This is a genomic window from Streptomyces sp. NBC_00568 (assembly GCF_026341855.1).
Classification (GTDB): Bacteria; Actinomycetota; Actinomycetes; order Streptomycetales; family Streptomycetaceae; genus Streptomyces.
In genome coordinates this window covers 1,757,510-1,782,099 of record NZ_JAPENW010000001.1, presented here as the reverse complement: position 1 = coordinate 1,782,099, position 24,590 = coordinate 1,757,510, and the positions used below count along the sequence as shown (strand labels likewise).

General features: G+C 72.4%; 22 protein-coding genes. 15 read left to right on the top strand and 7 right to left on the bottom strand.

Features of this window, described 5'->3' with window-relative positions; all coding sequences use genetic code 11:
* Positions 1 to 9: 9 nt before the first annotated feature.
* Together OOK38_RS07540 and OOK38_RS07535 are read left to right on the top strand one after the other, a co-directional pair.
* Positions 10 to 867, top strand: a complete 858-nt coding sequence (locus tag OOK38_RS07540) for a PHP domain-containing protein (RefSeq protein ID WP_266762459.1) — start codon at positions 10 to 12, stop codon at positions 865 to 867.
* A 496-nt stretch (positions 868 to 1,363) separates the two neighbouring features.
* Entirely contained in the window at positions 1,364 to 1,969 is a 606-nt protein-coding gene (locus tag OOK38_RS07535; RefSeq protein WP_266762461.1) for a MarC family protein, read from the top strand.
* A gap of 114 nt (positions 1,970 to 2,083) precedes the next feature.
* Here the strand turns inward: OOK38_RS07535 and OOK38_RS07530 are convergent, their stop codons facing one another.
* The gene (locus OOK38_RS07530; RefSeq protein ID WP_007384531.1) at positions 2,084 to 2,236 is read right to left on the bottom strand and encodes a hypothetical protein; all 153 of its coding nucleotides are present in this window, start codon (positions 2,234 to 2,236) and stop codon (positions 2,084 to 2,086) included.
* A 223-nt stretch (positions 2,237 to 2,459) separates the two neighbouring features.
* On the opposite strand from OOK38_RS07530, the gene OOK38_RS07525 reads away from it, so the two are divergent.
* The gene (locus OOK38_RS07525; protein WP_266762463.1) at positions 2,460 to 3,356 is read left to right on the top strand and encodes an NYN domain-containing protein; all 897 of its coding nucleotides are present in this window, start codon (positions 2,460 to 2,462) and stop codon (positions 3,354 to 3,356) included.
* A 148-nt stretch (positions 3,357 to 3,504) separates the two neighbouring features.
* Here the strand turns inward: OOK38_RS07525 and OOK38_RS07520 are convergent, their stop codons facing one another.
* A complete protein-coding gene (locus OOK38_RS07520) occupies positions 3,505 to 4,374 on the bottom strand; it encodes an alpha/beta fold hydrolase (protein WP_266762465.1) in 870 nt (289 codons plus the stop codon).
* 433 nt (positions 4,375 to 4,807) lie between these two features.
* Positions 4,808 to 7,315, bottom strand: a complete 2,508-nt coding sequence (locus tag OOK38_RS07515; RefSeq protein WP_266762467.1) for a DEAD/DEAH box helicase — start codon at positions 7,313 to 7,315, stop codon at positions 4,808 to 4,810.
* A 276-nt stretch (positions 7,316 to 7,591) separates the two neighbouring features.
* Between OOK38_RS07515 and OOK38_RS07510 the strand changes: the two genes are divergently transcribed.
* A complete protein-coding gene (locus tag OOK38_RS07510; protein ID WP_266762469.1) occupies positions 7,592 to 8,353 on the top strand; it encodes a ferritin-like fold-containing protein in 762 nt (253 codons plus the stop codon).
* Between the two features lie 184 nt (positions 8,354 to 8,537).
* Here OOK38_RS07510 and OOK38_RS07505 read toward each other — a convergent pair whose 3' ends face one another.
* The 4 genes from OOK38_RS07505 to OOK38_RS07490 all read right to left on the bottom strand — a co-directional run bounded on the left by OOK38_RS07505 (position 8,538) and on the right by OOK38_RS07490 (position 10,469).
* Positions 8,538 to 8,807, bottom strand: a complete 270-nt coding sequence (locus OOK38_RS07505; RefSeq protein WP_266762471.1) for a hypothetical protein — start codon at positions 8,805 to 8,807, stop codon at positions 8,538 to 8,540.
* A 218-nt stretch (positions 8,808 to 9,025) separates the two neighbouring features.
* Positions 9,026 to 9,253 (bottom strand): DUF3107 domain-containing protein, encoded by a 228-nt coding sequence (locus OOK38_RS07500; RefSeq protein WP_028801993.1) that lies wholly within the window; start codon positions 9,251 to 9,253, stop codon positions 9,026 to 9,028.
* A gap of 168 nt (positions 9,254 to 9,421) precedes the next feature.
* A complete protein-coding gene (locus tag OOK38_RS07495) occupies positions 9,422 to 10,063 on the bottom strand; it encodes a TetR/AcrR family transcriptional regulator (protein ID WP_266762473.1) in 642 nt (213 codons plus the stop codon).
* A gap of 187 nt (positions 10,064 to 10,250) precedes the next feature.
* The gene (locus OOK38_RS07490; RefSeq protein WP_266762475.1) at positions 10,251 to 10,469 is read right to left on the bottom strand and encodes a hypothetical protein; all 219 of its coding nucleotides are present in this window, start codon (positions 10,467 to 10,469) and stop codon (positions 10,251 to 10,253) included.
* Between the two features lie 160 nt (positions 10,470 to 10,629).
* Here OOK38_RS07490 and OOK38_RS07485 point away from each other — a divergent pair, with 160 nt between their 5' ends.
* The 11 genes from OOK38_RS07485 (at position 10,630) to OOK38_RS07435 (ending at position 24,590) form a co-directional block, all read left to right on the top strand.
* Positions 10,630 to 11,619, top strand: a complete 990-nt coding sequence (locus tag OOK38_RS07485) for an alpha/beta fold hydrolase (protein ID WP_266762477.1) — start codon at positions 10,630 to 10,632, stop codon at positions 11,617 to 11,619.
* Between the two features lie 8 nt (positions 11,620 to 11,627).
* Positions 11,628 to 13,325, top strand: a complete 1,698-nt coding sequence (locus tag OOK38_RS07480; RefSeq protein ID WP_266848249.1) for a DUF3152 domain-containing protein — start codon at positions 11,628 to 11,630, stop codon at positions 13,323 to 13,325.
* Between the two features lie 56 nt (positions 13,326 to 13,381).
* Positions 13,382 to 13,474 carry an Ms4533A family Cys-rich leader peptide gene (locus OOK38_RS34500; protein WP_323178788.1) on the top strand — a complete coding sequence of 31 codons (93 nt, stop codon included), beginning with the start codon at positions 13,382 to 13,384 and terminating at the stop codon, positions 13,472 to 13,474.
* A 197-nt stretch (positions 13,475 to 13,671) separates the two neighbouring features.
* On the top strand, positions 13,672 to 15,390 hold the full coding sequence (locus OOK38_RS07475; protein ID WP_266762481.1) for an ABC transporter substrate-binding protein: 1,719 nt from the start codon (positions 13,672 to 13,674) through the stop codon (positions 15,388 to 15,390).
* Positions 15,391 to 15,394: 4 nt separating this feature from the next.
* Positions 15,395 to 16,513 (top strand): ABC transporter permease, encoded by a 1,119-nt coding sequence (locus tag OOK38_RS07470; protein WP_266762483.1) that lies wholly within the window; start codon positions 15,395 to 15,397, stop codon positions 16,511 to 16,513.
* A complete protein-coding gene (locus tag OOK38_RS07465; protein WP_266762485.1) occupies positions 16,510 to 17,508 on the top strand; it encodes an ABC transporter permease in 999 nt (332 codons plus the stop codon). The genes OOK38_RS07470 and OOK38_RS07465 overlap by 4 nt, the downstream gene beginning before the upstream one ends.
* Positions 17,505 to 19,235 carry an ABC transporter ATP-binding protein gene (locus tag OOK38_RS07460; protein ID WP_323178787.1) on the top strand — a complete coding sequence of 577 codons (1,731 nt, stop codon included), beginning with the start codon at positions 17,505 to 17,507 and terminating at the stop codon, positions 19,233 to 19,235. The genes OOK38_RS07465 and OOK38_RS07460 overlap by 4 nt, the downstream gene beginning before the upstream one ends.
* 213 nt (positions 19,236 to 19,448) lie before the next feature.
* Positions 19,449 to 21,191 (top strand): DUF3492 domain-containing protein, encoded by a 1,743-nt coding sequence (locus OOK38_RS07450; RefSeq protein WP_266848248.1) that lies wholly within the window; start codon positions 19,449 to 19,451, stop codon positions 21,189 to 21,191.
* Entirely contained in the window at positions 21,188 to 22,645 is a 1,458-nt protein-coding gene (locus OOK38_RS07445) for a hypothetical protein (RefSeq protein ID WP_266848246.1), read from the top strand. The genes OOK38_RS07450 and OOK38_RS07445 overlap by 4 nt, the downstream gene beginning before the upstream one ends.
* A gap of 245 nt (positions 22,646 to 22,890) precedes the next feature.
* Positions 22,891 to 23,853, top strand: coding sequence for an NAD(P)-dependent oxidoreductase (locus tag OOK38_RS07440; RefSeq protein WP_266762491.1), 963 nt, complete (start codon positions 22,891 to 22,893; stop codon positions 23,851 to 23,853).
* Positions 23,841 to 24,590 (top strand): spherulation-specific family 4 protein, encoded by a 750-nt coding sequence (locus OOK38_RS07435; RefSeq protein ID WP_266762493.1) that lies wholly within the window; start codon positions 23,841 to 23,843, stop codon positions 24,588 to 24,590. The genes OOK38_RS07440 and OOK38_RS07435 overlap by 13 nt, the downstream gene beginning before the upstream one ends.

Here is a 24,590-nt window from a genome sequence, read left to right as displayed (position 1 = left end):
GTCCGCGTAGTGCGCATCGACCTGCACGCCCACTCCACCGCATCCGACGGCACGGACACCCCGGCCGAGCTGGTGCGCAACGCCGCCTCCGCCGGTCTGGACGTCGTCGCGCTCACCGACCACGACACCACCCGCGGGTACGCCGAGGCGACCGCCGCGCTGCCCGAGGGGCTCACCCTCGTCACCGGCGCCGAACTCTCCTGCCGGATCGACGGCATCAGCATGCACATGCTGGCCTACCTCTTCGACCCCGAGGAGCCCGCGCTGCTCGCCGAGCGTGAGCTCGTGCGGGACGACCGGGTGCCGCGCGCCCAGGGCATGATCGCCAGGCTCCGGGAACTCGGCGTGCCGATCACCTGGGAACAGGTGGCGCGCATCGCGGGCGACGGATCGGTCGGACGCCCGCACGTCGCCTCCGCGCTGGTCGAGCTGGGTGTCGTCGACAGCGTCTCCGACGCCTTCACCGGGGAGTGGCTCGCCGACGGCGGTCGCGCCTACGTCCCCAAGCACGAGACCGACCCCTTCGAGGCGATCCGGCTGGTCAAGGGAGCCGGGGGCGTCACCGTCTTCGCGCACCCGGCCGCCGCCAAGCGGGGCCGTACCGTGCCGGAGTCGGCGATCGCGGAGCTCGCCGCCGCGGGACTCGACGGCATCGAGGTCGACCACATGGACCACGAGCCGGCCACCCGGGCACGGCTGCGCGGTCTGGCCTCCGAGCTGGGGCTGCTGGTCACGGGCTCGTCCGACTACCACGGCAGCCGCAAGACCTGTGTGCTCGGGGAGTTCACGACCGACCCCGAGGTCTACGGGGAGATCACCCGCCGGGCCACCGGGGCGTTCCCGGTGCCGGGCGCGGGCGGAGCCTGAATCCCCGGACGTTCCACGCCGGGCCGGTCTCGTCGGGCCTGTGCCGACGGGTCGGCGTCATGAGGCCTGTACGGGCCCGGTCCGTTTCGCCGGTGTCCGTGCCGCCGAGCTCCGTGCCGCCGGTCCCGCATCCGCCGGGTTCGCGCCATGAGGTCCGTACGGGCCGGGTCCGCGCCGTGAGGCCCGGGCCCGGCGCGCGGCGCGCGGACTGACGCCCGTGCCCGGTCGGGTCGGATGTCCTGGCCGGCCGTACGGGCGAGGACCGGCGCCATGCGTGCCGGGCCGCGCCCGGGCCGGTCGTACGGACCGGCGCGTACTCACCCGGGGGCGTACGTCCCGCCCCGCGCTCGGCCGGAACCGCGTTCACCGGCCCGTTCCCAGGCACCCGGCACCGCCGGTCGTGCCTCCCCGTTCCGTCCCGCGGAACCACTGCCCACAACGGTGGCCGGAAGACCCGCCCACCGCCTCTCACCACCTCGCAAGGCTTCCCTTCACCATGTTCGACGTCGCCGTCTTCGGCTCCCTCTTCCTCACGCTCTTCGTCATCATGGATCCCCCCGGGATCACCCCGATCTTCCTGGCGCTCACCGCCGGCCGCCCCGCCCGGGTGCAGCGGCGCATGGCCTTCCAGGCGGTCTGTGTCGCCGGTGGTGTCATCGTCGTCTTCGGGCTCCTCGGGCACCAGATCCTGGACTACCTGCACGTCTCCGTGCCCGCGCTGATGATCGCGGGCGGACTGCTGCTCCTGCTCATCGCCCTCGACCTGCTGACCGGCAAGACCGACGAGCCGAAGCAGACCAAGGACGTCAACGTCGCCCTCGTACCCCTGGGCATGCCGCTGCTCGCCGGGCCCGGCGCGATCGTGTCCGTGATCCTCGCGGTGCAGAAAGCCGACACCGTCGCCACGCAGGTCTCGGTGTGGACGGCCATCCTGGCGATCCACGTCGTGCTGTGGATCGTGATGCGCTACTCGCTGCTGATCATCCGCGTCATCAAGGACGGCGGCGTGGTGCTGGTGACCCGGCTCGCGGGCATGATGCTCTCCGCCATCGCGGTGCAGCAGATCATCAACGGCGTCACACAGGTGATCCAGGGGAGCTGACGGCTCCCCGGACACGCAGAGCCCCGTACGGCATGGATGCCGTACGGGGCTCTGAAGTCTGAAAAGCGTCCGCGTCCTGCAACGCCCCTGGGCGCTACGAGGCGGGTCCTCGTATTACGAAGCGGACGTATCGGCCGGGCGGATCCACAGTCGCTGCCCGATGGCGGCGGCCTGCTGAACGATCCGGTTGACGGAGGCGGCGTCCACGACAGTGCTGTCCACGGGCGTGCCGTCGACATCGTCGAGTCGCATGATTTCGAAGCGCATGGGCTTCTCCCTTCGTCTGGTCATCCTCCTGAGGAGAACTACTTGTGCGGAGAGCGAGTCATCGGTGTCTTGCCTCCGTAGGTAGCCAACGGGATGCGTGTTACAAACATTCCCTACGCTAAGGAAATTTTTCGAGAACCTAATTACTGACGGGTAAGCAGGTTGGCGGAGACTGAACGGCGCCAGTTGTGTTCGCAGCGTGACCGCCGGGACAATGGAATCGATGAACGACGACCACGCGGCCCTCGCCGCCCGCATCGACCGCACGAACGAGCTGCTCCAGCGCATGCTCGCCGAGGTCGCGAAGACACCCTCCACCCATGCGATCTTCGTCGACGCCGGATATCTGTACGCGGCCGCGGGACGGCTCGTCGCCGGCACGGAGGACCGCCGTTCGTTCGACCTGGACACCGAGGGCCTCATCGAGGCGCTCATCGACCGGGCCCGCACGATCTTCGCGGACAGCCGGCTGCTGCGCGTCTACTGGTACGACGGTGCGCGGCGCCGTATCCACACCGCGGAGCAGCAGTCGATCGCCGAACTCCCGGACGTGAAGGTCCGGTTGGGCAACCTGAACGCCAACAACCAGCAAAAGGGCGTCGATTCGCTCATCAGGTCCGACCTGGAGTCCCTCGCCCGGCACCGCGCCATCAGCGACGCGGCACTGCTCGGCGGTGACGAGGACCTCGTCTCCGCGGTCGAGGCGGCGCAGGGCTACGGCGCCCGGGTCCACCTCTGGGGCATCGAGGCGCCCGAGGGCCGCAACCAGGCCGAACCGCTGCTCTGGGAGGTCGACAGCCAGCGGACGTTCGACCTCGACTTCTTCAAGCCGTATGTGGCCAGGCGGACCGCCCAGTCGTACGACCCGACGGCGGCGGCCCGGCCCACCCGGGAGGACGTACGTTTCGTGGGCGCGCAGATCGCCGCCAAGTGGCTGGCCGCACGGGGCAGGGAATCCCTGGTGGAGCTGCTGCCGGGGCACCCGTACCTCCCCGGCTCGGTCGACCAGGACCTGCTGGTCGAGGCCGAGGGGCTGCTCCAGTACTCCCTGCGCGGCCAGTCGGACCTGCGCCGCGCCCTGCGGGACGGCTTCTGGGAGCACCTGCAGGCGCAGTACTAGCGATCCGGCAGCTCTGGCGGTCGCAGGAGTCCCCGGCTGTCCTGGCCGGTCTGAGGAGGTCCGGCAGGCCTGGCAGCCCCGGCAGTCCTGGCGCTCCTGTCAGCCGTGGCGTTCCTGGTACTACGTTCCTGGTCCTACGTTCCTGGTACTAGCGGGCTGTGCTGTCCCAGAACCCGGCCAGAGCGCGGGCGGTCTCCAGTGGCTGGTCGGCATTGGGGGAGTGCTCCGCGCCCTCGACGACCGTGCGGTGGGCGTCGAGCCGTACGGCCATCGTGTCCAGCAGGGACACCGGCCAGGTGTCGTCGCGCTCGCCGGAGATGACGTGCTTCGGGAGGGGGACGGTGGCCAGTTCGGCCACGCGGTCCGGCTCGACGCACAGCTGACGGCCCGTGGCGACGAGCTGGGCGGGGCTGTTGCCGAGCCAGCGGCGGCGCAGGTCGGCGAGGTCGTCGAGCCCCGCGTCCAGCCCGCCCGTGTCGGTCTCCTCGGGTGGCTCCATCGCCCGTATCGCCTCCCAGACCTCGGCCATGCTCATCACGGCGAGCGCGTCCCGCAGCAGCTTGACGCGCTGCTGCTGGGGCGTGGAGATCTGGGCGGGGCCGGAGGCCATGAGCGTCAGCGAGACGAACGGCGAGGGGTCGACCAGCACCGCCGCGCGGGCGATCTGGCCGCCGAGCGAGTGCCCCACGAGGTGCACCGGGGTGCCGACCGCGGCGGCCTGCGCGAGCACGTCCTGCGCCAACTCGCTCTGCGCGTAAGCAGTTTCGTCGTCCCGAGGGCCTTCGGTCTCGAACTGTCCGCGCCCGTCCACGGCCACCGTCCGGTATCCCGCCGAGGCCAGGGGAGCGTGCAGCGCGATGAAGTCCTCCTTGCTCCCGGTGAACCCCGGCAGCAGCAACGCGGTGCCCTTGGGCTGCCCGTCCGGGGCGCCGTCGAGCACGGCGAACTCGCCGCGCGAGGTCGACAGACGGTAGGCGCGGACGCCGGCGGGCGGGACGAACGTGTAGGGCCTGCTCATGCGGAGGAGGCTATCGGGAGGGGAAGACGGACGCTCGGCGGGTGGGGCGGTCCGGGGGGCCACGGGGGGACCACTGCCTGGTGGGGGATGCCGGGATCCGGCAGGGGGGGAGGGGCCGCCGGGGCCGGCCCCTGGGTGCCGGGGAGCGGGGGCTCGGGGACGGTGTTCCGGGAGGCGGGCCAGGCAGGTGCTGCCCGGGTGCGGGCGGCCGCAACCGGCTCGCCTCCCGCCGGGGCAGACCCCGGCGCGGCGAGACCGGGACGGCCTTGCCCCAGGTCAGACCCTGCCCTACCGCCGGGTCAGGCCCCTGGGGACGGGCCTCGCCCGCCCCGGGACACGCCCCGCCGCTCGCCGGAACGGGCAGGGCCGGGAGCGGGTGGGAACGCCGATGGCCCGGCCCCACCGGAGTGGGACCGGGCCATCGGACGGGAGATCAGCTCTCCGAGGGCTCCGCGGCGACGGCCTTGCGGGTGCGTCGGCGGGTGGCGGGCTTCGCCTCGCCCTCCTCGGCGGCCTGGGCCGGGATGTCGGCGTCGGCGACGGCCTTGCGGGTCCGGCGGCGGACGGGCTTGGCCTCGGTCGCCTCGGCGGTCTCGGCCGTGTCCGTGACGGTGCTCGCGGCCTTGGCCCGGGTACGCCGCGGCTTGGTCTCGGCGACCGCCTCGGCGACCTCGGTGGCGGCGGCCTCGACCGTGTCGACCACGGCCTCCGCGGCCTTGCGGGTGCGTCGGCGGGTGGCGGGCTTCGCCTCGCCCTCCTCGGCGGCCTGGGCCGGGATGTCGGCGTCGGCGACGGCCTTGCGGGTCCGGCGGCGGACGGGCTTGGCCTCGGTCGCCTCGGCGGTCTCGGCCGTGTCCGTGACGGTGCTCGCGGCCTTGGCCCGGGTACGCCGCGGCTTGGTCTCGGCGACCGCCTCGGCGACCTCGGTGGCGGCGGCCTCGACCGTGTCGACCACGGCCTCCGCGGCCTTACGGGTCCGGCGCCGCACGGGCTTGGCCGGAGCCTCGGTGACCTCGGCGGCCTCGGCGACCGTCTCGGCCGCCGGCGCCGCCTCGACGGCCTTGCGGGTCCGACGGCGGGCCGGCTTGGCCGGAGCCTCGGCGGCGATCTCGGCGGCGACGTTCTCGACCACGGCCTCGGCAGCGGTCACCGCCGCCTCCGCCGGCTCGACGACGGTGTCGGCGGTCCTGCGGTTCCGGCGACGGCGCGGCTTGGCCGGCTCGTCGGTGACGCCCTCGGCCGTCGCCACGGCGACCTCGGCGGCCTCGGCCACCGGGGTGGCCACGGCAGCGGCCGCCACCGGCTCGGAGCCCGTTCCACCGCGCGTACGCCGACGGCGCCGAGGCGTGCGGGGCTCGGTGGCCTCTACGGACGCGGGAGCGTCCGTGGCGGCCTCGGGCGACGTGGACGGGGATGTGGACGTCTCGTCCAGCGGCGCACCGTTGCGCGTACGACGGCGCTGGCGCGGCGTGCGCGGCGAGCGCTCACGCTCGCGCTCGGGGGCCGACGGCGCCGCCGAACGGCCACCGCGGCCACGCGGACCGCCACGGCCACCGGTCTCGCCCAGGTCCTCGACCACTTCGGCCGAGAGGCCGGCGCGGGTGCGCTCGGATCGCGGCAGGACACCCTTGGTGCCGACCGGGATCTTCAGCTCCTCGAAGAGGTGCGGGGACGTGGAGTACGTCTCCGGCGGGTTGCCGAAGCCGAGGTCCAGCGCCTTGTTGATCAGCTGCCAGCGCGGGATGTCGTCCCAGTCGACGAGGGTGATCGCGATGCCCTTGGCGCCCGCGCGGCCGGTGCGGCCGATGCGGTGCAGGTACGTCTTCTCGTCCTCGGGGGACTGGTAGTTGATGACGTGGGTGACACCCTCGACGTCGATGCCGCGGGCGGCCACGTCGGTGCAGACCAGGACGTCGACCTTGCCGTTGCGGAAGGCGCGCAGCGCCTGCTCGCGGGCGCCCTGGCCGAGGTCGCCGTGGACCGCGCCGGAGGCGAAACCGCGCTGCTGGAGCTGGTCGGCGAGGTCGGCCGCCGTGCGCTTGGTGCGGCAGAAGACCATGGCCAGGCCCCGGCCGTCGGCCTGCAGTATGCGGGCGACCAGCTCGGGCTTGTCCATGTTGTGCGCGCGGTAGACGAACTGCGCGGTGTTGCGGACCGTCGCGCCCGAGTCGTCCGGCTCGGAGGCGCGGATGTGCGTGGGCTGCGACATGTAGCGGCGCGCGAGACCGATGACCGCGCCCGGCATGGTCGCCGAGAACAGCATCGTCTGACGGCGGGCCGGCAGCATGTTCATGATCTTCTCGACGTCGGGCAGGAAGCCCAGGTCGAGCATCTCGTCGGCCTCGTCGAGGACGAGCGCCTTGACGTGCTTGAGGTTGAGCTTCTTCTGGCCCGCGAGGTCCAGCAGTCGGCCCGGGGTGCCGACGATGACGTCGACGCCCTTCTTCAGGGCCTCCACCTGGGGCTCGTACGCCCGGCCGCCGTAGATGGCGAGAACGCGCACGTTGCGGACCTTGCCCGCGGTCAGCAGGTCGTTGGTCACCTGGGTGCACAGCTCGCGCGTCGGGACGACGACGAGGGCCTGCGGGGCGTCGGTGAGCTGCTCGGGCTTGGCCCGGCCCGCCTCGACGTCCGCGGGGACGGTGACGCGCTCCAGAAGCGGAAGGCCGAAGCCCAGCGTCTTGCCGGTGCCGGTCTTGGCCTGGCCGATGACGTCGCTGCCCGAAAGGGCGACGGGGAGCGTCATCTCCTGGATGGGGAACGGCGTGATGATGCCGACGGCCTCGAGGGCTTCGGCGGTCTCAGGAAGGATTCCGAGGTCTCGGAAAGTCGTAGTCAGGGTGCTGCCTCTTCTGTGTGCGCGGTGCGAGGCGAGCGCGGGGGTCGTGTCGGGACCGTGCCGGGGACGTCGGCCGCTCTTGACGGGCGGGCCGAGTGGCATGGGACCACTGCCGACGCTCGAGCTCTCGTGCCGCTGAGGGTTCCCTCCGGATGCCGTACGCAATGTGCCGTACCGACGAGGAGGGCTGTCGGGTCGGAGCCGATCGGGCCACCGACCGGGCATCCTCATTCGTGCGGCCCGTCGAATACTCGCCGGGCGCATTACCACCATACCCCGGAATCACGCACATGCGATGGCCGATTTGGTCACGTAGTCGTCGTCACACTGGTTGACCAGGGACTTCCCTCGTGCTGTGAGCGGGCTATTGTGCGCTTCATGACGACGCCTGACAACGCCGCTGAGAAGCCCGCCGAGGCCCCCGCCGACACCGCTCCCGCGGCCACCGGAGTAGCCGCGCAGGACTGGGACACGGCCTCGGCCGACCCGCAGTACCGTGCCGCGGTCGTGGACCTGCTCGGAGCGCTCGCGTACGGCGAGCTCGCGGCGTTCGAGCGGCTCGCGGAGGACGCCAAGCTGGCGCCCACGCTCAGCGACAAGGCGGAACTGGCGAAGATGGCGTCGGCCGAGTTCCACCACTTCGAGCAGCTGCGGGACCGGCTCGCCGCGGTCGGCGCGGAGCCGACGCAGGCCATGGAGCCGTTCGTCGCCGCGCTCGACGGCTTCCACAAGCAGACGGCACCCTCGGACTGGCTCGAAGGGCTCGTCAAGGCGTACGTCGGCGACTCGATCGCCAGTGACTTCTACCGTGAGGTCGCGGCCCGCCTCGACTCGGACACCCGCGGGCTCGTCCTCGGCGTCCTCGACGACACCGGTCACGCCGGCTTCGCCATCGAGAAGGTGCGCGCCGCGATCGACGCCGACCCGCGGGTGGGAGGCCGGCTCGCGCTGTGGGCGCGACGGCTGATGGGCGAGGCCCTGTCCCAGTCGCAGCGCGTGGTCGCCGACCGCGACGCCCTGTCGACGATGCTCGTGGGCGGCGTCGCGGACGGCTTCGATCTCGCGGAGGTGGGCCGGATGTTCTCCCGGATCACCGAGGCGCACACCAAGCGGATGGCCGCACTGGGCCTCGCGGCCTAGGACCCGCCTCGCGGCCAGGTCCTGCCTCGCGGCGCCCGGGCCCCGCTCCACGGCCCAGGATCTGCGCCACGGCCCAGGACCTGCCGGGGGCGGGGGGTGGGCCGTCGGGCGTGGTCCTCAGGGAGACGTGCTTACGTCCTAGCCGCGCGGTTGGCGGTCGTGGGGACGGGGTCTGCGGAACGGGCTACGCCGTCGCCGAGCGGCGTCGAAAACGTTCCTCCGGCCGGAGCAGCAGTGACAGCAGCGCCGCGGAGACGGCCGCCGCGCCGAGCAGGATGACCAGCCAGTGGCCGGAGCCCAGGGCCGTATGCGTCAGGAAGGCGCCGAACAGGGCTCCTGCCACGCCGGTCGACAGGACCAGGCTGCGGGCGGGCAACCGGTGGGGCAGGCGGTAGGCCGCCCCCCACGCCAGCGCGAGACCGAGCAGCGCTGAGCCGAGCGCTTCCAAGAACATGGTGAGGTTCCCTCCCGCACGGCCGGGCAAATCGGTCGTAGCCGCTCCTACCCGGGACGTGCGGAACGCAATCCTCCTCCGTGCTCGTCCTGTGCTCCGTCTGTGGACGTGACGCGGGGAGGCGCGGCCGGGCTGCGGCGGACGGGAGCGAGCGCGCAGTGGTACGCGAAGGGCCCGGTGACATCGTCACCGGGCCCTTCGCGTACCACTCCGTTGCCCTACAGAGCGCTGAATCCGACCTTGCGCTGCGTGGGCTCACCGAGCTCCACGTACGCCAGCCGGTCGGCCGGAACCAGGACCTTGCGGCCGTGGTCGTCCACGAGGCTCAGCAGCTGCGACTTGCCTGCCAGCGCCTCGGACACCGCGCGCTCGACCTCTTCCGGGGTCTGACCGCTCTCCAGAACGATCTCGCGGGGCGCGTGCTGCACGCCGATCTTGACCTCCACGGCTTTGTCCCTCCGACGGTCAGTCATGTGCGCGTTCGTACGCGCCGTACGCAGCACACATTAGCCCGGTGAGGGGAGGTGCACGCTCCGCCAGGGAACGCCAGGAGCGAACATCCGACGGGAACAAAGAAGCGGCCGAGGGGTACACCCCCGGCCGCCTCCTCCGTGTCAGTGGTGATCGGTGCTGTGCAGCGGGAAACCCGCGATGCCCCGCCACGCGAGCGAGGTCAGCAGCTGGACCGCCTGGTCGCGCGGGACACTGCGGTCGCTGTGCAGCCAGGAACGGGCCACCACCTGGGCCAGGCCGCCGAGGCCCGAGGCGAGAAGCATCGACTCGGCACGCGAGAGACCGGTGTCCTCCGCGATGACGTCGCAGATCGCCTCGGCGCACTCGTGCGTCACCTTGTCGACGCGCTCGCGCACCGCCGGCTCATTGGTCAGGTCCGACTCGAAGACCAGCCGGAAAGCTCCGCCGTCGTCCTCGACGTACGCGAAGTAGGCGTCCATCGTCGCGCGGACGCGCAGCGCGTTGTCCGTCGTCGACGCGAGCGCCGCCCGCACCGCGAGGAGCAGGGACTCGCAGTGCTGGTCCAGCAGGGCGAGGTACAGATCGAGCTTGCCCGGGAAGTGCTGGTAGAGAACCGGCTTGCTGACGCCCGCGCGCTCGGCGATGTCGTCCATGGCGGCCGAGTGATATCCCTGCGCAACGAATACTTCCTGGGCGGCGCCGAGGAGCTGGTTGCGTCGGGCACGGCGCGGCAGGCGAGTGCCCCGCGGGCGTGCTGCCTCTGTCTGCTCGATGGCTGTCACGCCGCCTCCCAAAATTGTCCACGTGCGGTGTGCGCCGCGCCGCCATCGTACTTTTCGGTAACCGTGCTGTGTGCGGTGCGAGCGCAGAATTTCACGGACCGGACGCCGACGGCGGCGGCGCACAGTGTGCCGAAGGGGACGAGCTGGGCACCAGGCCGTCCCGACGGCCTTGATCAGCGGTGTCGTGTCACCGGTAGTCGTCCTCGTTCAGCCGGACGACCCGGGCCTGCTCGGCGAGATCCGCCTCATCGGCGTTGAGGGGGTCGCCCGGGGGTTCCGGGTCGACATCGTCCGCGGGATCCAGCTCGGCGGACTGCTCGGCGGTGTCGGCCTCCGGGGCCTCCGCGCCGAGGATTTCCCGGAACTGGTCATCGAAAGTCCCGGGGTCTGTCGGGTCGACTGTCATGGTTCCTCTTCCCGAACGGGTACGAGTGCGCTCCTGATGTGCGTACGAGTGCCCTCGTTCGAAGCCTAGGAGACACGCGATCCGGACGCTATGCGATCCGCTCGCCATCTGTGACCGCGAACACATGAGCCCCCGCGTGATCGTCTCGTAACATTGCGGCATGTCTTCGACCGAACTCCCGTCCGCGCCGGCCGCGACCGTCCTGCCCAGGGTCGGCGCCGTCAGGGTCGCGGAAGGGGAGCGACTTCGATCGGTAGGGCTGCCCGGCATCACCCTGACGGTCCGGTCGAGACCGCCGTCGCGCGAGGGGCTGCCGGCCGCGCTGTACGTGCACGGCCTGGGCGGTTCCTCGCAGAACTGGTCGGCGCTGATGCCGCTGCTCGACGGGCTCGTGGACAGTGAGGCCCTCGATCTGCCGGGCTTCGGAGACTCGCCGCCACCGGACGACGGCGACTACTCGGTCACCGGACACGCCCGCGCGGTCATCCGCTATCTCGACGCGTCCGGGCGCGGGCCCGTGCACCTTTTCGGCAACTCGCTCGGTGGAGCGGTCACGACGCGCGTCGCGGCCGTCCGGCCGGATCTCGTCCGGACGCTCACCCTGGTCTCACCCGCGCTGCCCGAGATCCGCGCCCAGCGCACCGCGTTGCCGACCGCGCTGCTCGCGCTGCCCGGGGTGGCGGGACTGTTCACCAGGCTCACCAGGGACTGGAGCGCCGAGCAGCGTGTACGGGGGGTGACGGCTCTCTGTTACGGCGATCCCAGCATCGTGACGCCCGAGGGGTTCCGCCACGCGGTCGAGGAGATGGAACGGCGACTCGCCCTCCCCTATTTCTGGGACGCCATGGCACGCTCCGCGCGCGGGGTCGTGAACGCGTACACGCTGGGCGGACAGCACGGACTGTGGCGTCAGGCCGAGCGGGTGCTCGCCCCGACGCTGCTCGTCTACGGCGGCCGAGACCAACTCGTCGGCTACCGTATGGCGCAGCGCGCGGCCCGTGCCTTCCGTGACTCCCGGCTGTTGTCCCTGCCGGACGCGGGGCACGTCGCCATGATGGAGTATCCGGAAACGGTGGCCACCGCCTTCCGCGAACTCCTGGCGGACCTGGGAGAGTTGACCTCCTCGGCGGCAGTCGGCGCGGAGAGCTGAGGCAGGAAGTGGGACGACACAGTCGTCGGGGGCGGGCCGAGAAGCCGGACACCTCGCGTACGCGAGCGGTTCCGGCGGCGGAGGCGGCACCCGCCCCGGCGCCGGGCCCGGATCGCGCCCGCCGCGCGGCGGCACAGCCGACCGGCCCCCTGGGCCCGTATCCGCCCGCGGGCGGGTCCCCGCAGCGAAGCGCGCCGCGTTTCGACAAGGGGACGCCGGCCCACGGGTTCCCGCGGATGGCGGAGGGCACTCCCGCGCGGGGAGTGCCGCGTTTCGAGGACGGCACTCCGGCACGTGGCGTGCCGCGTCTGCCGGACGGGACGCCGGCGCACGGGTTCCCGCGGATGGCGGAGGGCACTCCCGCACGCGGGGTGCCTCGATTCACGGACGGGACTCCCGCACAAGGCGTCCCGCGGTATGACGACGGCACCCCGGCACATGGGGTGCCGCGTTTTTTCGACGGGACTCCGGCCCATGGGATGCCGCGACTTCCCGACGGGACTCCGGCGCACGGGATGCCGCGACTTCCCGACGGGACCCCCGCTCACGGGATGCCCCGGGTGCGGGGCGGGCATCCCGAGCAGCGTGAACCGGGCGGTGGCTGGGGGGAGTCCAGGGCCGGTGGGGCTCCTCAGGGCGCGCCTCCCGGACCGCGCGTCCCCCGGCAGCGCCAGGAGCACGTGGCGGCTCCCCGGCAGGCCTACGTCGACGCGTTCGACCTCGGAGCGGAGGAGAGCGACGCCCACTTCGCGTCGGGCGGCGTCGCTCCCGGGCGGACGGCGAATCCCCGGGCCGCCGACCCCTACGGCTCCGTCACCGACTGGGACACCGGGTCGTTCGAGACCGGTGAGCCCTCGCTGCCGGAGACCGAGGAACAGGCCGACGGCAAGGCCCGCAAGGGGTGGGCGTTCACCGGGATCGCGGCGGCCGCCGTCACCACCGTGCTGGCCGTCGTCGTGGCCGGACAGGTCGCCTCGGGACAGCACGACGCCGGTGCGCGGACGCAGGCAGCCGAGGACGGCGGCGGCCGGGCGACCCAGGACTCCGCCTCGCGCGGGGACGACCGGCCGACCCAGTCGGGGGCACCGAACGTGGCCGCGGCGCCCCTGACGTACGACCAGCAGATGGCCAGGACGTACCCCCTCGGCGCGAAGCTCAAGGCGTCGGGGAAGTTCGACGCGGTACCCGGAGTCGCCGAGGCGCCGGGCAAGGGGCGCAAGTACACCTACCGCGTCGACATCGAGAAGGGCCTCGGCCTCGACGGTGAGCTCTTCGCCGAGGCCGTGCAGAAGACCCTGAACGACCAGCGGAGTTGGGCCCACGGCGGCGCCCGCACCTTCGAGCGGATCCACTCCGGGAAACCGGACTTCGTCATCACGCTGGCGAGCCCGGGCACCACCGCCGAGTGGTGCGCCAAGTCGGGGCTCGACACCACGGAGGACAACGTGTCGTGCGACTCGGCGTCCACCGAGCGCGTCATGATCAACGCCTACCGCTGGGCCCAGGGCTCGACGACCTACGGTGACAAGATTCACGCCTACCGGCAGATGCTGATCAACCACGAGGTCGGCCACCGGCTCGGATTCGGGCACGTCACCTGTGACAAGGACGGCGAGCTCGCCCCGGTCATGCAGCAGCAGACCAAGTTCCTCGACCACGACGGAATCCACTGCCTCGCCAACCCCTGGGCCTATCCCGGGAGTTGACAGGGAGCGCCTGGGCCACGTTGACATGCGCCGAAAGATCGTTCATATTTTTCCGCATGTCGCCCCGTCACGCCTCCGCACGCGCCGCCCTTGAGCTGGCGCTCATCGGCGTGACCGCGCTCTGCGTGGCCGACATTCACTGTCGCTGACGCCCGCCCCCGGCGAGTGCGTCGCTTTCCTCCCGTCTTGTTCCGTGCGCCCCTGAATCTCCGATTCGGCGCGCCGGTGCCTCTTTCGGTCCGGTCGGACACCGACGCCTGACGCCCTGGGCGAGCTCCGCGCTCTTCCGTCTCACCCCGCGTCAATCCGTCTCAGTATTCGAGCCATTCCGAGAGGTCGTCTTCCGATGCGTCAACCGTCCCTCATAGCGCGCCGCGTGGCCGCGGCATCCGTCAGCCTGGTCGTGGCAGCGGGCGCCGCCGCCTGCGGCCCGGAGGACAACGATGCCAAGAGCTCCGGTGGCGACTCCCGGCCCCACAAGGGCGGCACGCTCACCGTCCTGAACTCCAATCCGCAGTCGGACTTCGACCCCGCGCGGCTCTACACCTCCGGCGGCGGCAACGTGCCCTCGCTCGTCTTCCGTACGCTCACCACCCGCAACCGCGAGAACGGGGCCGCCGGCGCCGAGGTCGTGCCGGACCTCGCCACCGACACCGGCCGCCCGAGCAAGAACGCGACCGTGTGGACGTACACCCTGAAGAAGGGCCTCAAGTTCGAGGACGGCACGCCGATCACCTCCGCCGACATCAAGTACGGCATCGAGCGTTCCTTCGCCGCCGAACTCTCCGGCGGCGCGCCCTATCTGCGCGACTGGCTGATCGGCGGGGCCGACTACCAGGGCCCCTACAAGGACAAGAAGGGCCTCGACTCGATCGAGACGCCGGACGAGCTGACCATCGTCTTCCACCTGAACAAGCCCGAGGGCGAGTTCCCCTACCTGGCCACGCAGACGCAGTTCACTCCCGTCCCGAAGGCCAAGGACAAGGGCACGAAGTACGAGGAGCACCCGGTCTCCTCGGGTCCGTACAAGGTCGTCAAGAACGAGAACGACGGCGAGCGACTCACCCTGGAGCGCAACACGTACTGGTCCGCGTCGACCGACGCCGAGCGCAAGGCCTACCCGGACACCATCGACGTACGGTCCGGCCTGGACTCGTCGGTGATCAACCAGCGGCTGTCCTCCTCCCAGGGCGCGGACACCACCGCCGTCACCACGGACACCAACCTCGGCCCCGCCGAGCTGGCGAAGGTGACGGGGGACAAGGAGCTGGCCTCGCGTGTCGGCACCGGGCACTTCGGCTACACCAACTACATCGCCTTCAACCCGAAGGTGAAGCCGTTCGACGACCCGAAGGTGCGCCAGGCGATCTCCTACGCCATCGACCGCAGCTCGGTGATCAACGCGGCGGGCGGCTCGTCGCTCGCCGAGCCCGCGACGACGTACCTGCCGAACCAGAAGTCCTTCGGCTACACGCCCTACGACCTCTTCCCGGCGGGCAAGTCCGGCAACGCGGCCAAGGCCAAGGAGCTGCTGGCCGAGGCGGGCCACAAGAACGGCCTGACCGTCACGCTCACCCACTCCAACAGCAAGGACTTCGAGACCAGCCCGGAGATCGCGACCGCCATCCAGGACGCGCTCAAGAAGGCCGGCATCACGGTCAAGCTCCAGGGCCTCGAGGACAACGACTACAGCGACAAGATCCACAGCGCCAAGACCGAGCCGGGCTTCTTCCTCGCCCACTGGGGTGCCGACTGGCCCTCCGGCGGTCCGTTCCTGGCCCCGATCTTCGACGGCCGGCAGATCGTCAAGGACGGCGCCAACTTCAACTCCGGCTTCCTCAACGACAAGTCGGTCAATGACGAGATCGACGCGATCAACAAGCTGACCGACCTCGACGAGGCCGCCAAGCGCTGGGGTGCGCTGGACAAGAAGATCGGTGAGCAGGCGCTGACCGTGCCGCTGTTCCACCCCGTCTACAAGCGCCTGTACGGCAAGAGCGTCAAGAACATCGTGATCAGCGACTGGACCGGCGTTCTGGACATCTCCCAGGTCGCGGTGAAGTAGCACCGTGAGCGAGGCACTTCTCGCCTCCCCGGCCCCCGCGGCGGACTCGTCCGCCGCGGGGGCCTCGGGGGCCCGTCAGTTCTGGCGGCGGCTGCGTGCGCAGCGCGCCGCCCTCGTCGCGGCGGCCGTCGTCGCGCTGCTCGTCCTGGTCGCGCTCGCCGCACCGCTGCTCACGGCCATCGAGGGCCAGGACCCCACCACCTACCACCCCTCGCTGGTGGACTCCGCGCGCGGCGGCGTCCCCGTCGGCCCGCTCGGCGGCATCGGCGCCGACCACTGGCTCGGCGTCGAACCCCAGACCGGCCGCGACCTCTTCGCACGCCTCGTCTACGGTGCCCGGGTCTCCCTCGGCGTCGCGCTCGCGGCGACCCTGGTGCAGGTCCTCATCGCCGTCGTGGTGGGCGTGGCGGCCGCGCTCGGGAACCGATGGGTCGATCAACTGCTGAGCCGCGTCACCGAGATCATCGTCGCGATGCCCCTGATGATCATGTCGTTGGCGCTGCTGGCGATCGTGCCCAGCAGCTTCCCGCGTCCCGTCCTGGTCGCCCTCGTCATCGGGCTGATCGCCTGGGGCACCCTCGCGAAGATCGTGCGCGCGCAGACGCTCACGCTCAAGCAGCTGGACTACGTCTCGGCGGCCCGTCTCAGCGGCTGGGGCACCTGGCGCATCGCCCGACGCGAGCTGCTGCCGGGCCTCGCCGCCCCGCTCATCACGTACTCCGCGCTCCTCGTGCCGATGAACATCGGTGTCGAGGCGGCCCTGTCGTTCCTCGGCGTCGGCGTGAAGCCCCCGACGCCGTCCTGGGGACAGATGCTGACCGCCGCCGACGTCTGGTACCAGGCCGCGCCGCAGTACCTGCTGCTGCCCGCGGGCGCCCTGTTCGTCACCGTCCTCTCCCTCACCGTCCTGGGCGACGGCGTGCGCACCGCCCTCGACCCGCGCGCGGCTTCACGTCTGCGCGTCGGCACGGGGCGCAGGGGCGAGGCCAAGGCGGACGCGGGCGGGACCGCCGCGGGAGCCGCCGTGCCCCAGGCCGGCGCGGGCGTGGCCCTGCCCGGGCAGGGCGCGGGTCCGGACCGGCCGGGCGCGCCGTCCTCCGAGGCCGAGGAGGCCAAGGCATGAGCGGCTTCGGCGGTTTCGTCCTGCGTCGTGCCCTCGGCACCGCGATCACCCTCTTCGCCATCTCGGTGATCATCTACGTCGTCTTCTACGCCACACCCGGCAACGTCGCCCAGATCACCTGTGGCCCGCGCTGCTCACCCCTCCAAGTGCACCAGGTCGCCGAGCAGTTGCATCTCGGAGACCCGCTGTACGCGCGGTACTGGCACTTCCTGGAGGGCCTCTTCGTCGGTCAGGACTACTCGACGGGCACCTCCGTCCAGCACTGCTCGGCACCCTGCCTCGGGCTGTCGTACCAGACCGACCAGCAGGTCACGCAGCTGATCCTGACGAAGCTGCCGGTCAGCCTGTCGCTGGTGTTCGGCGCGATGGTCGTCTGGCTCGTGCTCGGCGTCGGCACCGGCGTCCTCTCGGCGTGGCGGCGCGGCCGGCTCAGCGAGCGGGTGCTGACCGGCATCACGCTGGCCGGGACGGCGACGCCCGTCTTCGTCATCGGCCTGATCCTGATGATCGTGGTCTGCGGCCAGCTGCAACTGCTGCCCTTCCCGCAGTACGTGAACTTCTCCGACGACCCCGAGCAGTGGGCGTGGAACCTGTTGCTCCCCTGGCTCTCGCTCGCCCTCGTCGAAGCCGCCGCGTTCGCCCGGCTGACCAGGGCCTCGATGCTGGAGACACTGGCCGAGGACCACATCCGGACCTTCCGGGCGTACGGCGTCGGTGAGCGGTCGATCATCGGACGGCACGCCGTACGGGGAGCGCTCGCCTCGATCATCGCGCTGAACGCCAACACCTTCGGGTCGGCGGTCGGCGGCGCGGTGCTCACCGAGACGCTCTTCGGACTGCCCGGCATCGGGCAGGAGCTGGTGCACGCGGTGAACGTCGTGGACCTTCCCGTGGTCGTCGGCATGGTCCTGGTCATCGGCTTCTTCGTGGTCATCGCCAACGCCGTCGCGGACGTGCTCTACGCGGTGGCCGACCGACGGGTGGTGCTGGCATGAGCAACTCCTCCAAGACCCCTTCCACCGCCCCGTCACGGGCCTCTTCATCACCCCCTTCCACCGCCCCCGCGGCGACCTCCTCGCCGGCTTCTCTGGTCGAAGTGAGCGATCTCGTCGTCGACTTCGGGGGCCTGCGGGCCGTCGACGGGCTCTCCTTCCGGCTGGAGAAGGGCGCCGCCCTGGGCCTGGTCGGCGAGTCCGGCTCGGGCAAGTCCACCGTGGCATCCGCCCTGTTGGCGCTGCACCGGGGCACCGGAGCGCGCGTCGGCGGCACGGTCCGCGTGGCCGGTGTGGACGTACAGCGGGCATCCGACGACGAACTGCGTCGGCTGCGCGGCGGAAAGGCCGCCATGGTCTTCCAGGACCCGCTGTCGTCCCTCGACCCGTACTACGCGGTCGGCGACCAGATCGCCGAGGTGTACCGGGTGCACACCAAGGCGTCCCGGCGAGCGGCACGCGCGCGTGCGGTGCGGGTACTGGACCGCGTCGGCATCCCCGACGCGGCCCGCCGGTCCCGTTCGCGCCCGCACGAGTTCAGCGGCGGTATGCGCCAGCGCGCCCTCATCGCCATGGCCCTGGCCTGCGAACCCGAGCTCCTGATCGCCGACGAGCCGACCACGGCCCTCGACGTGACCGTCCAGGCCCAGATCCTCGACCTTCTGCACACCCTGCGGCAGGAGACCGGGACGGGACTGCTGCTGGTCACCCATGACGTCGGGGTCGCGGCCGAGAGCGTCGACGAGATCCTGGTGATGCGTCACGGACGCGCGGTCGAGCACGGGAAGGTCGACGCCGTTCTCGGCGCGCCCCGGGAGCCGTACACCCGGGAACTCCTCGGCGCCGTCCCCCGCGTGGACACACCTCGCGCGGCCGGGCGCGGCGGGAGCACGAACGCGGCCGAGGGGGCAGGTCCGGCCGAGGGCCTCCCTTCGGACGACGTCGTTCTCGAAGCGGTCGGGCTCCGGCGGGAGTTCGGGCGCGGGAAGCAGCGGTTCGCGGCCGTCGACGACGTGTCGCTGACCGTCCGCCGGGGCGAGACCCTCGGCATCGTCGGCGAGAGCGGCAGCGGGAAGACGACCCTGGGAAGGATGCTGGTGGGGCTCCTGGAGCCGACGACCGGTGTGGTCCGCCACGAGGGACGCGAGCAGTCCGGCGTCCGTCCCTCGGTGCAGATGGTCTTCCAGGACCCGGTGTCCTCCCTCAACCCCCGCCGCAGCGTGGGCGAGTCCATCGCCGATCCGCTGCGGGCGCGCGGCGAGAAGGACGAGAAACGCATTCGCGGGCGGGTACGGGAGCTGCTGGAGCGCGTGGGGCTCGAAGGGGCGCACTACGACCGCTACCCGCACGAGTTCAGCGGCGGACAGCGCCAGCGGGTCGGCATCGCGCGGGCGCTCGCCGCCGAGCCGCGCGCCATCGTGTGCGACGAGCCGGTCTCCGCGCTCGACGTCACCACACAGGCCCAAGTGGTCGCCCTGCTGGGCGAGTTGCAGCGGGAACTCGGACTCGCGCTGGTCTTCGTGGCCCACGACCTCGCGGTCGTGCGCCAGGTCAGCGACCGGGTGGCGGTGATGCGGCGCGGCCGGCTCGTCGAGTACGGTCCCGCCGACGAGGTGTACGAGAACCCGCGGGACCCGTACACCCGGCAGCTGCTGGCCGCCGTGCCGGCACTCGATCCGGCGGTCGCGGCGCGACGCCGGGCGGAACGCGAGGAACTGTCCCTGGCGTGACCCGATCGAGGGCCCGAGCCCAGCGAAACGTGACCGCTTGAACTCGTAGCGCGACAAAACGCGGTCTGCGCGGGAAAGTTACGACCGTTCACCCCTTTTGGTGGTGCGATGGACAACCGTCCGTCGCACCACCGCCTTGTCCGCATACGTTCGTCCCGCTGCGAGCCGCCGGGTCAACGGCGGCTCCTCATACGGGAGATCGGGGGTGTGGTCGTGCGCATCGGACTGCTGACGGAGGGTGGCTATCCGTATGTGAGCGGTGACGCCAGGCTCTGGTGCGACCGGCTCGTACGAGGGCTCGGGCAGCACGAGTTCGACGTCTACGCGCTCAGCCGCACCGAACGCCAGGAGGACGAGGGCTGGATCCGGCTGCCGCCCCAGGTCGGCCGCGTACGCACGGCACCGCTGTGGACGGCGCAGAGCGACGGGGTGGTGTACGGGCGACGGGCGCGGCGCCGGTTCGCCGAGGCGTACGGGGAACTGGCGGCGGCGGTGTGCGCGGGGCCGGAGGCCGGAGGCGCGGAGGTGCCGGGGGAGGGGGCGGCTTCCGCCGCTGTCGTGGCGGACCGTTTCGCCAGCGCGCTGTACGGGCTGGCCGAACTCGCCCGGGACGAGGCCGGACTGGTCGGCGCCCTGCGCTCCGAGAGCGCCGTGCGTGCCCTGGAACGCGCCTGTCGTGCGCCCGGCGCACTCCGCGCCGCCCGCACCGCGCGCGTACCCGATCTGCTCACCGTCGCCGCGCACATCGAGCGCGCCCTGCGCCCCCTCTCGCTGGACTGGTACGGGGACGACGGGCTCGGCTCGGTCGACCTCTGCCACGCCGCGTCCGGCGGAACCGCCGCCCTGCCCGGCCTCCTCACCCGGCACTTCTTCGGCGTCCCCCTGCTGGTCACCGAGTACGGCGTGCAGCTGCGGGCGCACTACCTGGCCGCCGCGACCGTCGAAGAGGCCCCCGCCGTCCGGGCGCTGCTCGCCGCGTTCCACGGCGGGCTCGCCTCCGAGGTCTACCGCGCGGCCGCGCTCATCACGCCCGGAAACGCGCACGCCCGCCGCTGGCAGGAGCGCTGCGGCGCCGACCGCGCCAAGCTGCGCACCGTCTACCCCGGCATGGAGGCCGAGCGCTTCGCGGACGTCGGGGAGGGCGTGGAGGGCAGCCGGTGCGCGGACCCCGACACGCTGGTGTGGGTCGGCCGCATCGAACCGGCCAAGGACCTGATCTCCCTGCTGCACTCCTTCGCCGAGATCCGCAAGGAGGAGCCGAAGACCCGCTTGCGGATCGTCGGCGCCCCCGCCGACGGCCCGGACGGCGCGACCTATCTGGCCCACTGCAAGGCCCTGGCCGCGCAGCTCTTCCCCGACGAGGCGGAGGGCGCGCACGCGGTCGGCGACAACCCGGTGTCCTTCGAGGAGATCGGCGGTCCGGAGATCCCGAGCCTCGCGGAGGCCTACGCCTCCGGTGCCCTGGTCGTCCTCTCCAGCGTCGTCGAGGGCTTCCCGATCAGCCTCGTCGAGGCCATGTTCTGCGGCCGGGCCACCGTCTCCACGGATGTGGGCGCGGTCGTCGAGGTCATCGGCGGCACAGGACTGGTGGTGCCGCCGCGCAATCCGCGGGCGCTCGCGGAGGCGTGCGTCGCCCTGCTGCGCGACCCGGAGCGCCGTGAGCGTCTGGGTGCGGCCGCCCGGGCACGCGCTCTCGAACTCTTCACCGTCGAGCAGAACATCACGGCATTTCACGGCATTTACCTCGAGATCGTCTCGCACTCCCCGGTGAGTCGGGTACTGGTGGACGACGAGGGGGAGCCGTTGCCCTTCGGCGTCCCCGCCGAGGCCCACGTGCCCGGCTGCTGGACCGAGTCCCGCCTCATGACCGCGGACCGAACGCGCTGGGCGGAGGGCGCACCGGTACGAGCCACGGTGCCCGTGCCCGTTGCCGTTTCTGTGGGGGAGGGCGCGTGACCATCGACAGCGGCGGACCCGGTGCCCTGAGCGGGCTCGACGACCTGGGTGAACCGGACCGGCCCGCGACACCGACGGGCTCCCGCATCTGGGACGAGCGGTCCGAGACGTGGCTGGTGGCGGAGGAGACGGACGGACGGGCCGCGGGCGCGGGGGAGGGGACTGCCGTCGGGACCGGAACGGACCTGGCGGACCTGGCGGATCTGGCGGGTGACTCCCTCGCGACGGACGGGCCGGGCCCCGACGCCGGCCCCGAACGTCTCCGTGGCGCGGGTCGCGGAGTCGGCCCCGGCTCCGGTGCGGCTGCCGGAGGCGCCCGCCCCGGTCCCGGTGCGGCTGAGGGAGGCGGCGACCGCGCCGACGGCTCGCACGGTGCGCGCAGGCCCGCCGGACGCCGCGGCGCGGCGGACCCCGTGAAGGCGCTGATACACCGGCACCGCGAGCTCTGCGAGCGGGCCGTGGACCCGCTGGAGATCGCGGCGGGACTGGAGGCGCACGGGGTGACCGACCGGACAGCCGCCCGCTTCCGGCACCGGGACGTCTTCTCGCTCGCCGAGGAGATGTTCGCGCGCGTTCCGCGCGACGGGGAGTCCACGCCCCGCACCGAGACCCCGGGACGCCCCGGCACACGTGCCTACTGGGCGGCGCTCGCCCTGGTGCCGGGCGCCCTCGGCGCGGCCGTCGTCGCCGGGGTGCGGCTCACCGACGGGCAGCCGCGCCTCGCCGTCGCCGCGTTCGGCACCCTGGCCATGACGCTGGGCCTGCATGCCGCCCTCCGGCGGGGTCCCCTGAGCACCCGGCACCGCACGACGAGCGCCACCCGCGGATGGACGTGCTGGCTCATCGCGTACGCCCTCGTCGGTGACGGACTGCTGAGCGCCGGCCTCGACGGCGGCCCGGACGGCCCCTGGCCCCTGGCCGTCGCGCCCGTGCTGGCCCTCGCCCTGGCCTGCGCCCCGGCGGCCTGGTGCGCCCAGCTCTTCGTCGCCCGCGCCCGCCTCCGGCTCAACGCCAGCCGTGGCCTGGAGGAGTTCGCCTCCTCCGTACGACCCCTGCTCCTCGGAGCGTTCGGCCTGTTCCTGTGCGCACTGGGCGGGCTGCTCGCGCTGTGCGGGACGGCACTGAACGAGTCGCCCGGCTACGCCGGAGCCGGTGCCCTCGGCGCCCTGCTCCTGCTCGCCCGGCTGCTGACCGTGCGCGGCTTCACCCAGGCCCCGGCCGTCGCGCTCGCCGCTGCGGGCGCGGCCGAGGCCACCGCCCTCGCCACGGTCCTCGCCGCCCGCCTGCCCGGCTGCTCCTTCCTGGCCGTCCCCGTCGACCGTCTCGTCGGCGCGGGAGGACCCGGCGCCGTACCGGCCCTGGCGTGCGGGGCGGGCGCCCTCGTCCTCCTCGTCCACGCGACCCGCGCCCTGACCCGCGCCTCGGCCCACGCCCTGCCCTGCGAGGCCCCATGAGCCGCGATCCGCGCCCCGGCGCACCGAACACGGCGGCCCGGTCGACCGGGGCCGCCCGAAACCGGCCCACGACGCCCCCACCGCCGTGAGCCCTCCCCGGCGTCCGGGACAGCCTCCCGGATCCGGGCCCCCTTCTCCCGCGGGGCCGACACCGCGGGCCCTCTCCCCTACCCACGGCATCACCCCGAAGGAGACAGTCAGATGATCACCTCCCGAACCGGAGAATCCGCCCCGGGAGCCGCCCGATGAGGGTCCTGCTGATCGGAGCCAACGGTTACCTCGGCCGCTTCGTCGCCGACAGGCTGCTGGCCGACCCGGCCGTGCAGCTCACCGCGCTCGGCCGGGGCGACGACGCCGACGTACGGTTCGACCTCGCCTCGGGCAGCCCCGGCGCGCTCACCCGCTTCCTGGACGCGGTGCACCCCGGAGTCGTCATCAACTGCGCGGGCGCCACCCGCGGCGGCGCCCGCGAACTGACCCGGCACAACACCGTCGCCGTCGCCACCGTCTGCGAGGCCCTGCGGCGCAGCGGCTGCGGGGCCCGGCTCGTGCAGATCGGCTGCGGCGCCGAGTACGGGCCCAGCCAGCCCGGCTCCTCCACCGCGGAGGACGCCGTGCCGCGCCCGGGCGGCCCGTACGGCGTGAGCAAACTCGCCGCGACCGAACTCGTCCTCGGCTCCGGCCTGGACGCCGTGGTGCTCCGCGTCTTCTCACCCGCGGGCCCCGGCACCCCCGCCGGATCCCCGCTCGGCCGGCTCGCCGAGGCGCTGCGCCGCGCCATGCAGGCCAGCGACGGCGAGCTCAAGCTCGGCGGTCTGGGCGTCCAGCGCGACTTCATCGACGTCCGTGACGTCGCCCGCGCCGTCCACGCCGCCTCCCTCTCCGCCGCACAGGGCGTGATCAACATCGGCTCGGGCCGTGCCGTGCGCCTCCGTGACGCCGCCGCCGTCCTCGCGCGCGTGGCCGGCTACAGCGGCACCCTGCACGAACTCGACGGCCCGCCCGGCCCGTCCATGCGGGCGTCCATCGGTCACCCCCGCCCCGAACCCGACCACGCGGCCCCGGTCGCGTACCCCTACCCGGACGGCTGCGGCAGCTGGCAGCAGGCCGATGTGCGCACCGCACGCGACCGGCTCGGCTGGCGGCCCCGGATCAACCTCGAGGAATCCCTCGCGGACATCTGGATGGAGGCGGCATGTCGTATCTGACCAGCACCGCGACCGGCAGTGCGAGCACCGATCTGGGACTCGGCTTCGGCATCCCCGGCTATGCGCACCCCCTCGTCGCTTCCGTGGAATGGGACGAACTCACCCGCCCCGGCACCCCCTTGCACTGGGTCGTCCTGAACGTGGACAACGGTCCCGGCGCACGCCCCGACCCGCGCTGCCTGGAAGCCTCGGGACGGCTGCGCAACGCGGGTGTCCGGGTGCTGGGGCTCCTGGACACCACCTACGGAGCACGCACCTTCGCCGAGGTGATGTCCGATGCGCGGCGCTACCTCGACTGGTATCAGGCCGACGGATTCCTCCTCGGCCGCTGCCCCGGTGAGCGCGCCGCGCTTCCCGAGATCCGCCGCACGGTCGGCGCGCTCCGCGCGCTCCGTGACGGTGCCCACATCGTGCTCGGCCACGGCACCCACCCGCACCCGGGATACGCCGAGAACGCCGACCAGCTGGTGACCTTCTCGGGCCCCTGGACCGACTACCGCTGGTCGCAGGTCGCCGAGTGGACAGCCGACCATCCCCCGGAGCGCTTCTGTCACTTCGTGCACGGTGTGCCGCGCGGGCACCTGGACGAGGCGCTGCGCATCGCCCGCTGGCAGGGCGCCTCGACGATCTACTTCACCGACCGCTCGGATCACGGAGGGACGGCCGACCCCTGGGAGACGATGCCCGGCTACTGGGACGAGATCGTCTCGCGGATCGGAACGGGTGTCTCGGAATGA